Raw genomic sequence first — 16035 nt, 5'->3', positions numbered from 1 at the left:
GCCTTTTAGATTCAAGTTCTAAAAGGCTTTTTTGTTATTACAATAGTGATATTTAACATAGTAATGGATTGCAAATGTTTAATGTTCGATCGATAATCACTCACTTCATTAAAAAATAAATACCAAAAAAACGATTTAGAGCTATTATCAACAAAAATAATAGCAATGGCCATTTTTAGTTTTAAAACACTAAAACGTTTTAGTAGATTTGTGATATTACTTTTAAAACTATTCAATTCAAATAAAATAAATAACCACAAATAGTTACCCGTTATGAAGAATCAAAAAAAGAGTTTATTACTTATTGCAGTATTAGTACTGTTTTCGAGCTTTTCAGAAATAAAAAGAAACACTAACTCAAAAAACAATTTTTACAAAGATGAGATGGAACAACTTCATTCAGCAATTGAGAAAAATTTTCATGATAGTGTTTCCGGCTATTATTTCGTTGATTTAGATCCTGCAAAAAGAGAAACAAAATTTGGACATAAAAGAGAATATAGCTGGTTGTGGGCACTTTGCGCTATGTTTGAAGCCACAAATGAAATTGAAAAAGTAGATAAAAAAGCGAATTTAGTTGACGGCATTGTCAAAAGTATGCAGCCTTACTACGATCCTGCACCACCTAAACCCGGATATGGTGAATATATAGTGCAACTGAGCAAAGGACAAAGATATTATGATGATAACCAATGGATTGGAATAACTGCCTTAGATATTTATGAAAGAAACGGAAAGAAAACGTATTTCGATTTAGGAAAATCGATGTACGATTTTATGATGACAGCCTCAGATTCAAAACTAGGTGGCGGATTGTACTGGCGCGAAAATGATTTTGAAACTAAAAATACCTGTTCAAACGGACCAGGAATTATTGTTGCCCTTAAAATGTACAAAGCAACAAAGGAACAGGTATATCTTGATAATGCATTGAAGATCTACAACTGGACAAATGAAAAACTGCAAACACCAACTGGCTTGTTTTATGATAATATAAAGGTGACAGACGGAAGTATCGGTAAAACTATCTATTCCTATAATACAGGAACAATGCTACAATCTAATGTGTATTTATATGAACTAACAGGTGATAAAAAGTATCTTAAAAAAGCAATCGAAATAGCAGATAGTTCTTTACTTTATTTTTACGGAGGAGACAAATTTAGAGATGGTTACTGGTTTAATGCCGTTTTATTGCGTGGCTATCAGCATCTTTTAAAATACAATAAAGACCTGAAATACATTTCAGGATTTAAAAAATGTCTGGATAATACTTTGAAGGAAAACAAAAACGAAAAAGGATTATTTGCCGCAAACGATGGTGTGTACAATTTAGTAGAACATGGCGGAATGCTCGAAATATTGGCCCGCTTCTCTTATCTTGAAGATCACTATAATTTGGTAAATAAAAAGTAATTCACTTAGCGATAAAACATTGGTTAATAGTAATTTGACCAAAACTTTGATTACAATAACAAAATACAAAAAACATCATGAACAAATTAAAGTTAGCTGTTTACTTCTCCTTTTTATGTCTCGCATTGCTGGCAACTGAGAATGTATTTTCTCAAAACGCTGCTGTAGCTAAGAAATCTGGTATTAGTAAAAAGAAAATGGGACAGGTTCAGGGACAGGATGTTTTCGAGTACACTTTACAAAATAAAACAGGAATGCAGGTTCAGCTGCTTACTTATGGCGCGGCAATTACGAATATTGTAACGCCGGACAAGTATGGTAAAATGAGCAGTGTGGTATTGGGTCTTGACTCGCTTTCTCATTATGCGGGCAAGGAAAACTCATTGATGGGTTCTACGGTTGGTCGTGTTGCTAATCGAATTTCAAACAGAAAATTCACACTTGACGGACACGAATATACGCTGTCGTCTGATATTCACGGAGGTGTTAATGGTTTTGATAAACACATTTGGAAAGCCAAAGAAATAACAAAAAAGAATGAGCCTGCAGTTGAAATGACCTATTTAAGTAAAGATGGCGATGAAGGTTTTCCCGGAAATTTATCGGTTACGGTAACTTTTACACTGAAAAATAATAATGATGTCGTTATTGATTACAAAGCCACTACAGACAAAGCCACTCCGCTTGTGCTGACCAACCATACCTATTTTAATCTTTCGGGCGGAAGAAATCCTAAAGCATTAAATACAGAATTAACTATTTTTGCCGACCAATTTCTGGAATATGGAGATGGCAGTATGGTAACCGGGAAGATTCTCAATGTAAAAAACACACCGTTTGATTTTACTTCGCCTAAAACTATTGGCAAAGACATCGAAAAAGTACAGCAATACACAAACGGCTACGATGTGACTTTTGCTTTGCGAAACCAAACGGGTAAATTAGCTTTGGCAGCAAAAGCTTTTGAACCAATAAGCGGCAGGGAATTAGAAGTTTATACAACCGAACCCGGAGTTGTATTTTATTCAGGAAACTGGTTAAGCGAAAAAGTAAAGGGACGCAACGGAATTCCTTATACTAAAAATGGTGCATTCTGTCTCGAAACACAGCATTACCCAAATTCCATCAATACACCTGCTTTTCCCAATACAGTTTTACGACCTAAGGAAACTTTTACTTCTCAAACTATTTACAGGTTTCTTGTGCGTAATGATTAGTTATGGCAAATAGTACTAAGAGTTATTTAGCTTAAAAGCCCCTTTTCTTACGGAAACGGGCCTTTTTTATATTTTTTTTCTAATATTCTTCGCTACACCAAAAAGCAAACTTTTTTATCTGCTTTTGATAAAAAAACTTCTTTTTTATATCAAGTTAAATTTGCATATTCGTAACAAATACAATTTGGAATGAACGACTACTTAATTGGAATAGGAAAAAGAATAAAGGATATTCGAAAAAAAAATAAAAAAACAATCAGTACCGTTGCAAATGCTGCCAATGTGAGTAATGGTTTAATATCCCGAATTGAAAATGGAAGAACCATACCATCGCTTCCTGTTTTATTGAATATTATCAACGCTTTAGAAATTGAGGTTTCTGATTTTTTTGAGGGAATGCCAAAACCTACCGGAGAAAATTATATCGTTTCCCGCGCTGAAGATAATTCTATTATAGAAAAAGAAGACGATGCAAAAGGATTTACTTATCAGTATATTTTTGGAAAACAGCTTTCATCAATTGGTTTTGAAGCGGTTTTGCTGGAAGTAAAACCTGATTCTAAAAGAGAAAAAGTCGAAACGGACGCTTTTGAATACAAATACATGCTTTCTGGAGAATGCGTTTATATTATTGGTGATGATGAAGTACTGATAAAAGAAGGTGACTCGATATTTTTTGACGGAAGAATTCCGCATGTTCCTATAAACAGAAGCAAAACCACCGCTAAAATGCTGGTATTATATTTCTTCTTTAATACCCAAACCGAATAAACTCCATCTCACTTATAGCTTGATTAATAAAAACTTTGCGGCTTTGCGGCTTTGCGCGCAAATTTCCAGCGGCTAAAAAAAGAAGCTTATTATTTAATCTCGCAAAGACGCAAAGGCGCAAAGTTTTTGAATTGGATTGTTTTAATTTTTTATTTTCGGCCCTTACTTATTGATTAAAAAAACTCCTCCTCATCAAGGGTAACAAGGAGGAGCAAAAAAAAAACAACTAATTTACAAGAGTATCTCTCTTAATTCTGTCAGACTGTTTACTATAATAGTAGGATTTGCATGCTGAATTTGTTCTCTGGTTTGCGCACCTGTCAAAACTCCAGCCGTCATACCGCAATTGGCACTTTTTCCTTCTTCGATATCAATAGCAGAATCGCCTACTTTTAGGACTTTTTCAGGATTTTTTATTCCTGTTATTTCCATTGCTTTCAAAATCATATCGCCGTCAGGTCGTCCGTTTTCTACATCGTCAGAAGTTACCATAGCGTCGATGGTTTCTCCTACTGACCATCCTAATTTTGTGAGTAAATTTTGAGCTGTAGCAAAATCATATCCTGTATTTAAAACTACTTTAATGTGCTTGTTTCTTAAATCAGCAAACAATGTTTCAGTGCCCTCAAAGCTTTTTACCTCTAAATTCGCATATGCTGTTGCCAATGCCGGTTTAAAATTAGAAAATGCTTTTTGAGCCGTTACTTCAACAGTATCAGAATCGGTACAATTTGTCAGCACATCAAAAATGGCCTGATATTTTTCTTTACCTGCACCATAATGCAAAACATCGTCTAATGATATGTTATACCCTTCATCATTAATCACTTGTTGAACTGTTTTATACACTACATTTCCTTCATCTACAGTTGTTCCGGCCATATCAAACACTACCAGTTGTATTTCTTGCTTCATTCTTATTGATTAAAAATTTTAAATATATTTTCTTTTGAAAAACCGGCACTTCCGGTCATTCCCTTTCCTCCTATTCCCGTTATTATATGAATATTTTTGCCTATTGTATGCTCAAAAATATCTTTGGTTTTGCATTGGGAATACATACCAAACCATCTGTTTTGGATTTCGTAAGTAGGCAAATCGATGATTTTTTTGGCTTCTGCGATCATAAAATTATCGATGTCCATATCCAGATTAAAACCTAAATCGTCTATATTTTCTGCCGATGCATATTGATGCGAATCTCCTAAAATAACAGATCCGTCTGCCGCTTGTTTAAATAGAATATGTACGCCCCATTTTTTTTCTAAAGAATTTGGATCTTCTTTTGCTTTAATTTCTTTGAAAGAAGGACACTCATAAAAAGATTCATAACGCCTGATAGACAATCCTGTCAAAATTGATCCGTCTAGTTTATAGTTTTTCTGCGGCTTGGTTTGTAACATTTGCAATTTTGAAACCTCTAAATCACTTTTAAAAAACAATTCGGGATATAAATTTTTAAATTCGCTTCCGTTGCAGATAATTACTTTTTTGGCAAAATAATTTTCTTTTGATGCACTTTCTAAAACAACCCCATCAGCTACATTTTCGCAGTTTACAATAGCGGTATTGGTAATTAATTTTAATCCTAAATATTCAATCATATAGTCCTGAAGTCTGTAGATCATCGTTCTGGGTTCTACCGTAACTTCGTCGGGAAAAAACAATCCTGCTTTTACATAAGTACTATTCAAACCAGGATATTTATCCAGGCATTCTTTTTTATTCCATAAAACCGAAGCATAATTATTGGCTTTGTTAATTTGGAACAATTCTTCAATAAGCTGTACTTCTTCATCATTTGAAGCCAGATAAACCGATCCGTTTTGTCTCACAGAAATATCAAACTGACTTTGTATTTCTTTATAAATAGCTAAACTTTCTCTGCCGTATGTTTGCCATTTCGAATCCATTCCCGAAGGTACTACTTGTCCGAAATTTTGAATTGTAGCGCTTTTTGGCATTTTGTCTTTTTCGATAATGGCCACTTTCATTCCCGCTTTTAATGCATGATAGGCATGAAAAGTTCCTAAAACACCGCCACCTACAACGATTAAATCATATTGTGTTTTCATGTAAAACGAATTGATAATTTATATTTTGTTTTTTAATTTTCTTCTTTTTTCTGTTCAGGTAAATCATGGAACTTATGGTAACAACGATTCCCATGAGGGCAATTAAGTACGCACCATCCATAAAAAAATCCAACCAGGATAAATTGGGCTGCCCAAAGTTTTTGTACAGCAGTACGGCAACGCTTCCCAGATATCCAAATGCATCGGCGATGTAAATAAAAAATCCTGCATTTCCTTTTATTTTAAAAGCAGCAATAAAGCGGTCAAAAAACAAACAATTAAAAGGAACATAACAAATGTACAGACCAAAACCTGATACCACCATCCAGCTAAACGGGCTAATATTTTGTGTATGAAATAAAAAAGTAGAAACGCCAATAGAGACTGAACCCAATAAAAGCAATATCTGATAAAAGAACAAGGCTTTCATATTGTCTCTAAAATAGAATGCAGCTCCCAGAACCAACAGTACAATGAAAGCTACTATTATCTCTGAACTGGTATACACCCCAATATCATCTTTATAACCAATACTGTCCCATAATTCGCGGGCAAAATTATCCCTGAAATCCCTAAAAGCAGTGAGATACGTATAAAACAAAACCCAAATCGTGATAGGAAATAAAAATTGCAGCACTACCTTTTTCCTGTCTTTATTGGTCATCGGAATACGTTCTGAGCGCAAAGCAATGTCTTCTGCCGATGGTTTAGGGATTCTTTCTAACATCCAGGCAAAAAACAATAACGGGCCCACAAATAAAAGACCTGTAATTGCCGGCATCCAAAACGCTGAAAAATGCAACGAATCCATCACAAAAAATCCTACTGATTTTACAACTCCGCTCGATACAATAAAACTGGTACTTAGCGCAACGCCTAATATCTCTGTAAATTTTCTTCCTTCGAGATACGAAAAGACAATTCCCCAAATCATTCCTAACGGTACGCCGTTAAGCAACATAAAAAGGATATTGTAAGGTTTGGGAACCAAAGCGAAAAACACCAAAGCGATCTCTGAAATGCCTATTAAACCCAACAAATAAAATATTCGCTGATTTGCTTTTAGTTCTGATATGATTTTGATTCCGATGAACTTAGAAATCACATAACCAATAACCTGAGCAATTATTAAAAGTATTTTATAATCGATATGAAATACCTCTAAACCTTCGAAAGTAGCAACTGTAAAAGGCTTTCTAAAAGCATACATACAAAAATACACTCCAAAAGAAGCCACAGATGCATTCAAAACAAAAGGCAGATTTGATTTTTTACCTTGCATCTGAATTATTTTTTAAGGATTTGTAATGATTGCCCTTTCATTTGAGCATCTTTCGCAGCATCAAATAATTGTAATATCGTGGGTGCAATTTGATTGCTGTATAATTGTTCTTTTGCTGTTGCTTCTCCTGTCGCCTCCACACTATTTCCAAACACAACTAACCAAACCTGATCAGCTCCGGCAACTTTAGATCCGTGATCTCTCCATTGTTCTAATGGTTCTGTTCCGCGGCCGTGATCTGTCGAAATAATAAAAATGGTATTGTCTTTATAAAAAGAATCTTTTTGGGTAAACTTCCATAAATCTTCAATTAGACCATCAGCTGCATTTGCTGATTTTAAATAAGCCTGATAATTGCCATCATGCGCGAAATCATCTGTTTCTCCGTAAGAAATGTAAACCAATTCCGGATGTTCTCGTTTCATATATTCTAAAGCATAATTTGAAGTAAAAGCATCAAATCGAACAGAATCCCAAGGTGATGGCACTTTTGGCTGCAGTTCATTTAAAAACTTTTCCCTCTCTGAAAGTTTATTTCCTTTTACGGTTTCAAAACCTGCATTTACAAGTATTCCGGAACGTTTTTGATTGATAATAAACGGAAAAACATCCCAACTGCCAAAAGCAGCAACTTTACCTTTATACTTAGAAAGCGTATTGATTTTCTCTAAAACCGTAGTATTAGGATTGTCGAATTTATCATTGCTGTTAATTTGTTTATCATCAGCAGCTCCGGTCAAAATCTCGTTGTAACCCGGATAAGAAAACCACATGGTATTGGTCAGGTTTACATTGCTGCCTAAAGTTCTATTACCGTGCAATTGTCCCATTTTGGTAACCTGATTCCAGAAAAAAGGCATCAGGGCTGCTCTTCTTTCCTGAGGCGTATTTCTCCAAAATCTTTCTTTTACCGCTGTGGTATCTTCTGCATATTTTTTTATAATTAATTTGCTGTCAGCTCCGCTAAATAATTCCTGCCAGCGAAAACCATCTAAAGTAATAAGTACTACTCTTGGATTTTTTGACGCTTTTTTTTGCTGTGCTGCTGCTCCTAAAACACTAAAAACACATAATGCCGTTACAATTAGTTTTTTCATTTTGTTTATTTTAAATCGTTTAATCGTTTTTTTTTAAGCTTCTAATAAAAGTTCGTTCAGACTTTCTTCGAGTATATTTAAGGCCGTTTGCAATTCTTCTCTCGTAATCGTCAAAGCTGGTGATAATTGCAAAACATTTCCTGTTGATACTTTAAAACTTAACCCTTTCTTCATACAACTGTACATTACTTTTTCTGCTTCTTCAAGCGCTTTTTCTTTGGTCGTTCTGTCTTTTACCAATTCTACAGCCCACAAAAGCCCTTTTCCTCTTACATCGCCAATAACAGCATAGTTTTCTTTTAATTTTCGAAGTGATTCTTCCATAAACAAAGCATCTTGATTTACTTTGTTTAAAAGATCGTGATCTTCAATAAAATCGATAGTTGTTAAGCCTGCAATTGCTCCAAGCGGACTTTTTTCATGCGTATAATGTCCTAAAGAAATGTCGCCAAAAACATTATAATCATCTCTGGTAATGATTGCTGCCTGTGGTATAATACCACCTCCTAAACCTTTGCCAATGCATAAAATATCAGGCTCGATATCATAATGCTCAAAGGCAAACATTTTACCGGTTCTGCCTAACGCGATCGGGATTTCGTCTAAAATGAGTACAACACCATATTGAGAACAGAGTCTTCTGGCTTCTTTCCAAAAGTTTTTTGATGGAATCTGAACATCTGTATTCCGAATCGTTTCGGCGATAAAAGCACCAATATCATTTTCTTTAGAAAAAACATATTCTAAATACTCTAAACACTTTTGTTCGTTATTTTCGAAAATACCACGATAACTTGTCGGTGGAGGAATGCGTTCGACGCCGGGCATCATTGGTCCCATGTAATCCCTGAAAACAGATTCCCCGCCAACGCTTACGGCATCTAGCGAAGCTCCGTGAAAAGAATCCCAAAAAGAAACTACCTTAAATTTTTTGGTCACCGCTCTGGCCAGTTTAAGTGCAATTCCTATGGCAGAACTTCCGTTAGGAGTCAAGAGTACGCGATTTAAATCTGACGGACATAATGATGCTAATTTTTCGGCAAAATCAATTGCGGGTTTATTCGTAAAACGCCTTGGAGAAAAAGGAAGGGTTTGTAACTGAGCAATCAGATTTTCGATCAATTTGGGGTTTGCATATCCAATTTGATGCACGTTGTTTCCGTGAAAATCCAGATAGGTTTTCCCTTTAATGTTTGTAATAAAAGGTCCTTCACAAGATTCTAAAACGTCTAAACATGGAGTAGACATGGCCTGATGCAAAAAATAACGCGCGTCTTTTTCTAAGAGACTCTTTGTTAGCTCATCAGTCTCAGAGGTATTCCAAAGCGCTCTTTGCGCCGTTAGATTAATATCACCTTCTGTCTTTTTATTGGTATTGAGATTATTCATTTAATTCTCTTTTTATATTTTGAACTATTAGTTTCAATCAACGGTTGAAAGTTTTCCATTTATGCCGCCAGGCATTAAATATTGGTAGAAATAATTAAGTTCTTAAATATGTTAGCGTGCCATAGGTACGCTACAAACGATAACTATTGCGTACCTACGGCACGCTAAATTTATTCCTGTTCCTGTTTTCTACCAATGTTTGGTGCCTAAAGGCACATCCTGAGTCCGCATCCTAATTATTAATAAAATTTGCGGCTTTTCGCTCCAATTCATATGCATTAAGAAATCACAATCAACTACTTATTAATATTTTAGCTTAAAAATTTATAGCTTAAAAATCGAAGAAGGGATAATTTGTTTTGGCATTCCGGCTGTTTCATAATAAACATCCAGCCAGCCTCCCCCGCCTCCATTAAACCAAAGTACTTCCAGAGGATATTTTCCTGGTTTTAGCTTAATTTCTCCTGATTTTTCTATTATACCGTGATCACCGTCATTGTTGGCAACAATCTCATTATTAAGCTTTAGAATGCTTCCGTCATCTGATCTGGTATAAAACTTATAGGTTCCTTCTTTTTCGATAGTAATTGTGGTTTTAAATCTTACCACAGTATTATCCTTGATTTTCTGATTGATTTCTTCGGAACCTATTTCAAAACAATTTCCTTTTTCATTAGGAGTCAGATTGTCTAAAAAAGGAATACTGTTTAAATTGGACAAATAGAATATTTCGTAAGAAACCGGAGGCTGAAAACCAGCAGGAACCACTCTGAAAAATGCTTCACTTACCAAACTGGCAATACTTCCGTTCTTAAAAATGGCACTTTTTACCACTGTATTTTTAGCTGTTTTAAAAGGAGCCTGATACAATTGAGATTTTCCTGTCGGCATTGCTCCATCAGTTGTATATCTGATTTCACCTTCTCCGCCCGGGTTTTCGATTATGACGTCGGCCTGACTGGTAAATAAACCACCTGCTCTTTTGCTTAAAACGGCTTGTGGCTGAATTACAGGTTGTTTGAATCTTTTGGTAAGCGGAAAATGGTCTTTTTCGTTGTATCCTTCAAAAGCATTTTTAACGGGTCTGCCAATACAAGCCATTGGCATTTTCAAACCTAAAGCAAAAGCCACAGTTGCAGCATTATCATATTGGTAAACCGGAAATTCTATCGTGTAATTTTTCTTCACTGATTTTCCCCAGACAATAAACGGAATCTCGACTTCCTGCAACGATTCTCCGCCATGACCTTTGCCTAAACCTCCGTGATCAGCACTTACTATCACTAACGTTTCATTGGCCATTGCTGAACTTGCTATTGCCTGCAAAACCTCGCCCAATAAAACGTCTGCTTTTTCTACTGATTTGTAATATTCAGGGCTGCCATGACCGTATTCGTGTCCGGCATGGTCAACATGATCAAAATGTACGAACGTAAAAACGGGCTGTTTTGACTGTATATAATTGCTGGCTTTAAGAGCAGTTTCGTCTTCTGTTCCAGGGTTAATATCATAATTAACAGCGCTTTTTTCGAATAGTCTTTCAAAACCTGACCAATGATAAATCGCTCCTATTTCGGCATTTTTTTTCTGATCGTGAATCAGTTTAAAAATGGTTGGAAAAAGAAAATCCTCGCCTTGTACCACTGTAGGAAGAACAAAATTATTTTTCTCCCAATCGTTAGATGTTATTCCGTGCTGTTCCGGCCCTGCGCCCATAATCATTGTTGCCCAATTGGTACTGGAACTTGATGGCAGTACCGCCCTTGCATGCATTGTAGAAGCACCTTCTTTCATTAGTTTATGAAAATTGGGCGTTTTGGCATTTTCAATTCCGTTAGGGCTTAAACCGTCAAAACCAATGACTACGACATGTTTTACTGCCTGAAACTCTTTTTTATTTTGAGAAAAACAAGACCATAGCGAGAATATCGCTATGATCATGATGGTATTTTTGGTGTGTTTCATTTTAATGTTATTTTAAAAGCCACATGACAGCATTAATATCATCTGTTCCTCCGTACTGGCTGTTTAATGCGGCTTTTACGTTTGCAGCATTATTATCAAATTCTCCTTGAGGATATTTCCATCTCAACGGAATTTTTCCTCCGTTTTTATTAGCAGGTCCCACATTAAAAGCAGGAATTCCGGTTCTTCTGAAATTGAAGTAAGCCTCTCTTTCAGAATTTTGAAAAAATGCGACATACTTTTGCGTTAAGATTTGTTCTAATCCATTTGCATTGTTTCCTTTATAAACCACATTGTTACTGGCTAAGAAAGTGGTAATATCTGAGCTGCTCACGTCGTAAAAATCCATTGAAGCTTTTATTCCTTTAGTATAAAAATCTGCTGCATCTCCGGCAATCCATCCTCTGTTTATGGCTTCTGCAATGATAAACTGCTGCTCAGCGTAACCAATTAAAGTATAGGCTTCTCCTACATACGAGCTGTAATATCTTTTTTCATTAGGATAAGACAATTTACCCTGATCTGAAGCCACCTGCATAGGGCCTTGCTCATCTCCTGTATTGGCAGCTACATACGCATTCATATTGAAAGGATCTGCGCTGTTAAAATAAAAAGCAGCAGGATCGGCTACTTTATATATTCTTGGATCATTATTGGCTTTTAGAATATTCAAATACGTTCCAGCCATTACATTTCTGTTTCGGTTACGACCAAAGTTTCCTGGATTTAAAGGGAAATTGTTTAGGTTTTCATCCGAGAAATTGCGCTTCATATTGTCCTCAATTCCTGTCATTAAAGGATATTTAAACGGATTTTCGATCATTTGCTTCAACTCATTGGCAACGTTTATATCTGCTGTTTTTTTGCTTAAGCTAATTAATACTCTTAGGTGAAAAACATTGATTGCTTTTTGCCATTTGTCTAAATCTCCGTTGTATAAAAAATCTCCGTCTACATTACCTGTTCCTACTTCGGCCTTTGCTGCCGTAATTTGATCGTTTGCCTCATTCAAAAGTTTCAAAACTTCGATATACACTTCTTTTTGAGTATCGTATTTAGGTTGTGTAATGGGCTGGCTGCCATTTGCCTGTAATGCTTCTGACAGTGGAATATCACCCATTCTTTTGGACATATAGTCAAAGAAATACGCCTTGAAAAATTTGGCTAATGCACCGTATTTATTCCTTGAATCCAGTTTTGAAGCTTCTTTTTCCATTGCTGTAACATTCGATAAGGTAGTATATCGCATAGGTCCTGATCCCCAATTGTAATCCTGTTCTCCGTAATAATCAAAGGAAATTGCCCAAAACTGATTGTCTCTTTGTGCACCCGACCAAGGGCCTTCGTCATCAACATTATTCATGACTCTTAAAACCTCTGTTAACAGCATCGAAGGAGGAACGCTTGTCGCCTTGTTTGGATCATCGGCTAAATCTTCAAAATTCGTACAAGATCCTGCAAGCAAAACCATTGCCATAATCAACATGGATTTATATAGTTGTATTGTTTTCATTTTTACTGGTATTAAAATTTTAAGTTTAAGTTGATACCATAACTTTTTACGGTTGGAGTTTGAAGCGGTGAATCGCTCTCATTTAAAAACTGATCTAAATCGATGTTTTTGTGTTTAGAGAAATAAAGTAAATCCCTGCCGACTAATGAGATAGAAGCATTTTCTATAAACGATCGTTTTGTAAATGAAGCTGGTAAAGTATAAGTTACGCTTATTTCTCGCAGTTTAAAGAAAGTTTTATCTATAATATTGGCTGCATAATTACCATGATATGATTTGGCATAATCCTGATAATACATTTTAGTCGTGTTTTGAGCAAAGGTTCTGGTATCAGTAATCGTATTTCCCTGTCCGTCTGTAATCAATTCTCCACCTGTTATTACAACTGCGTCAGTTACATATGATTTTACACCAATAACATCATTGGCACGTTCCGGAGTATTACTATCTGCATGTCTACCGCTTTGCCACATTTTTTGGTTGACATAGTTTTCTATTTTTCCTCCGTATCTTCCGTCAAAAGTAAAATTCAATGCTATATTTTTATAACTCACATTGTTGGTAATACCCATTGACCAGTCCGGAGCTTTATAACCCACCTTTGTCTGGTACGGATTGATAAGTGGCTTTCCGTCATTTCCTACGATAAGCTTACCATCATTTGTTCTCATAAAATCATTAATATAAAAAGCATCTACGCGCTCTCCTACTTTAATTCTTCCGTTATTTTCGATTCCGGCATACACTTCTTTCAAATACTCTTTGTAAGTAGACCAGTTCACATTAAAATCCCAGTTAAAATCTTTGCTTTTGATAGGTTTTACAAATAGAGAAACTTCTACACCTTTTGTTTTTGTGGTAATTCCGTTTTGTTTACTTCCTTGATATCCTGAAGTTTCTGAATATTTTAAATCAAAAATCTGCGGTCCGTTTGTATTTTCGTAATACGTAACATCAAAACCAAATCTGTTTTTAAACATTCTGGTTTCCATCCCAAATTCAATCGACGAGTTAAAGGCAGGCTCTAAATCTTTATTCGATAAAATTTCAGAAACATAAGCTGCATTATACGTTTTTCCTCCTACTGTAAAAGGATCCCTAAGTCTGTACGTATCTAAATTGCTATAGATATCCAGTGATCCGCCCACTTTTGCATAAGAGGTTCTAACTTTTAAGAAATCTACCAGCGGAATTTTTACTACTTCACTCAAAACAGCACTTAAACCCACTGATGGATAAAAGAAGGTATTGTTTTGTTCCGGAAGTCTCGAATCTGTATCGAACCTTCCTGTTGCACCCAGGAATAAAAAGGATTTATAAGACAAATCCATAGATCCGTACCAGCTGTAAGTCTGAAAATGACTGTTGAAATTAGTAGGCTGAACCGGTGTTTGAGAGTTGCTTAAAGTGTATAATCCCGGTATGATCAAATAATTTGTAGAAGCAAAAGAATTACGGGCTTTATCAATATTGATATTGGCTCCAAGAGTAGCTTTTACTTCGAAATTACTGATTGTTTTATGGTAATTTACCATTAAATCAGAATAACTTTTGAATCCGTAGTTGTATTCTTCCTTATAATCTCCCTGCCCTTTATCTCTGTCGTAAGTCGTCATAGAATAAGGAAATTTTTCATTTTTAAACAAATTCGTCAGGGCCATATTTGTTCTTACCAGCATATCAAAATCACTGCTAAATTTGTGATTAAGACTTATTTGGCCTGAGTAATCATTTTTGTAATACCCTCGTAACCATTCATAAGCCATGAAATACGGATTGTTGTAACGCGTATATTCAAAATTCTTTTGCTGTATCCCTTCTTTTCCTTTTTGCCAGTAGTCTCTTAAATCTCTAATATCATAATCAGCACCACCCCAAATTAGCATATTGTAGATGTAACTATTGGGTCCGTATTGCACATTTGGATTGTTTGGAGAAGTTTGAAAACTAAAGTTAGAGCTTGCATCAACCCACGTATTATCGCTAAGATTGTATCTTCCGCTTAAATTAAAATTGTAAATATTTAATTTTGTATTAGGGTTAATTCCTTCCTGATACGTATTTGAAAGTGAGAACCTGATATTTCCTTTTTCAAAGTTGGAAGCAAGTGCTAAGTTGTTGGTCGTAAGAAGACCGTTTTCCATAAAATTTTTAAAATTGTCTTTTCCTCGTGCCAGCCAAGGAGTTGCAATTAGTTTTCCGTTAGCATCTAAAGGGCTGTCATATTGGGTAATTAACTGCCCGCCAAATCTTGGTCCCCATTGATCGTAGTCAGCATCGTTGATACCGCCACCTTTACCATCAACAAAAGCATAATTTCCGTAAGAACCCGGTCCATACGCATTTTGCGTTTTTGGCAAAGCATTATAACCACCCTGAAACATCGTATTGTGATTGAACTCTACTACATACGATTTTTTATTTTGCGTACCTCTTTTTGTCGTAATCTGAATGGCTCCGTTTCCTCCTACAGATCCGTAAAGTGCAGCAGCATTGGCACCTTTCAGTACGTTTATACTTTCTATATCATCAGGACTTATATTCCATGTATCGGTTCCCAAAGGCACACCATCAACTACAATTAAAGGTTTTTTCCCTCTTAAATATAAGTTTGGACTGCTAAAAAACTCCGGCGATGCCGCTACAACTAATCCGGAAACTTTTCCTGACAGGGAGTTCATCACGTTGGCATCCCTTCCTTTGGTTAAATCGCCCTGAACTTCCTGAACTGAATAACTTAATTTTTTCTTCTCTTTTTTAATACCAAGAGCAGTTACAACTACTTCATCTAAATTTTGAGAATCCGGTTTTAAAGAAATGATACCCGATTTCTTGTTTCCCGGATTAAAATTAGCTGTAATGTATCCCATATAAGAAATAACAAGCTGCTCTTTACCTTGTGGCAATTCAATTTCAAAACCTCCATTAAAATCTGTTGTAATTGCAGAAGTTGTTCCTTTTACAAGAACAGATACTCCCGGTAATGGTTCATTTAGTTCATCTACTACTTTTCCTTTAAAAGTAGAAGTCTGGGCAACAATTAATGATGATACCAACATCATTAATAGAATCATTAAAGTTTTAAAATTTTTCATTGGCTTATCAAATAGTTACTATTAGTAATTTTTTACAGCACAAATGTGTAAAAATATTTACTATTAGTAAACTTTTTGATTTTAAGAAATCTTTAACAGGCCTTTATTGAATCATCAAATTAATGTTACGTAAAACTACTACGCTGATTTTTTTTCAATTAAAATCAACCTATTATAAGATCATTATAGAAGAATTATTGGGAAAAGGAATTTCA

General features: G+C 35.4%; 11 protein-coding genes. 3 read left to right on the top strand and 8 right to left on the bottom strand.

Going from position 1 to position 16035, the window contains the following annotated elements:
- Window positions 1–273: 273 nt before the first annotated feature.
- The 3 genes from B0M43_RS16295 to B0M43_RS16285 all read left to right on the top strand — a co-directional run bounded on the left by B0M43_RS16295 (window position 274) and on the right by B0M43_RS16285 (window position 3404).
- A complete protein-coding gene (locus B0M43_RS16295; protein ID WP_078007295.1) occupies window positions 274–1416 on the top strand; it encodes a glycoside hydrolase family 76 protein in 1143 nt (380 codons plus the stop codon).
- Window positions 1417–1493: 77 nt separating this feature from the next.
- On the top strand, window positions 1494–2633 hold the full coding sequence (locus B0M43_RS16290; protein ID WP_078007296.1) for an aldose epimerase family protein: 1140 nt from the start codon (window positions 1494–1496) through the stop codon (window positions 2631–2633).
- Window positions 2634–2822: 189 nt separating this feature from the next.
- Entirely contained in the window at window positions 2823–3404 is a 582-nt protein-coding gene (locus B0M43_RS16285) for an XRE family transcriptional regulator (RefSeq protein WP_065449899.1), read from the top strand.
- Between the two features lie 231 nt (window positions 3405–3635).
- On the opposite strand, the gene B0M43_RS16280 is transcribed toward B0M43_RS16285, so the two are convergent.
- The 8 genes from B0M43_RS16280 to B0M43_RS16245 form a co-directional block, all read right to left on the bottom strand.
- Entirely contained in the window at window positions 3636–4319 is a 684-nt protein-coding gene (locus tag B0M43_RS16280) for a phosphonatase-like hydrolase (RefSeq protein WP_078007297.1), read from the bottom strand.
- A 2-nt stretch (window positions 4320–4321) separates the two neighbouring features.
- Entirely contained in the window at window positions 4322–5479 is a 1158-nt protein-coding gene (locus tag B0M43_RS16275; protein ID WP_078007298.1) for a TIGR03364 family FAD-dependent oxidoreductase, read from the bottom strand.
- Window positions 5463–6761 carry a DUF5690 family protein gene (locus B0M43_RS16270; RefSeq protein ID WP_210418031.1) on the bottom strand — a complete coding sequence of 433 codons (1299 nt, stop codon included), beginning with the start codon at window positions 6759–6761 and terminating at the stop codon, window positions 5463–5465. Before B0M43_RS16270 ends, B0M43_RS16275 begins: the two co-directional genes overlap by 17 nt.
- Before the next feature lie 5 nt (window positions 6762–6766).
- On the bottom strand, window positions 6767–7858 hold the full coding sequence (locus B0M43_RS16265) for a sulfatase-like hydrolase/transferase (protein ID WP_078007299.1): 1092 nt from the start codon (window positions 7856–7858) through the stop codon (window positions 6767–6769).
- Between the two features lie 33 nt (window positions 7859–7891).
- Window positions 7892–9247: an aspartate aminotransferase family protein gene (locus B0M43_RS16260; RefSeq protein WP_078007300.1), complete on the bottom strand. Its 1356-nt coding sequence runs from the start codon at window positions 9245–9247 to the stop codon at window positions 7892–7894.
- Window positions 9248–9571: 324 nt separating this feature from the next.
- Window positions 9572–11212 carry an alkaline phosphatase family protein gene (locus B0M43_RS16255; protein WP_078007301.1) on the bottom strand — a complete coding sequence of 547 codons (1641 nt, stop codon included), beginning with the start codon at window positions 11210–11212 and terminating at the stop codon, window positions 9572–9574.
- Window positions 11213–11219: 7 nt separating this feature from the next.
- Window positions 11220–12725, bottom strand: a complete 1506-nt coding sequence (locus tag B0M43_RS16250; RefSeq protein ID WP_078007302.1) for a SusD/RagB family nutrient-binding outer membrane lipoprotein — start codon at window positions 12723–12725, stop codon at window positions 11220–11222.
- Between the two features lie 11 nt (window positions 12726–12736).
- Entirely contained in the window at window positions 12737–15820 is a 3084-nt protein-coding gene (locus tag B0M43_RS16245) for a SusC/RagA family TonB-linked outer membrane protein (protein ID WP_078007303.1), read from the bottom strand.
- Window positions 15821–16035: the final 215 nt, after the last annotated feature.

Source organism: Flavobacterium sp. KBS0721 (assembly GCF_002007065.3).
Lineage (GTDB): Bacteria > Bacteroidota > Bacteroidia > Flavobacteriales > Flavobacteriaceae > Flavobacterium > Flavobacterium piscis.
Note: the sequence above shows the minus strand (reverse complement) of the source record. Positions and strands in the feature narration are given on the sequence as shown.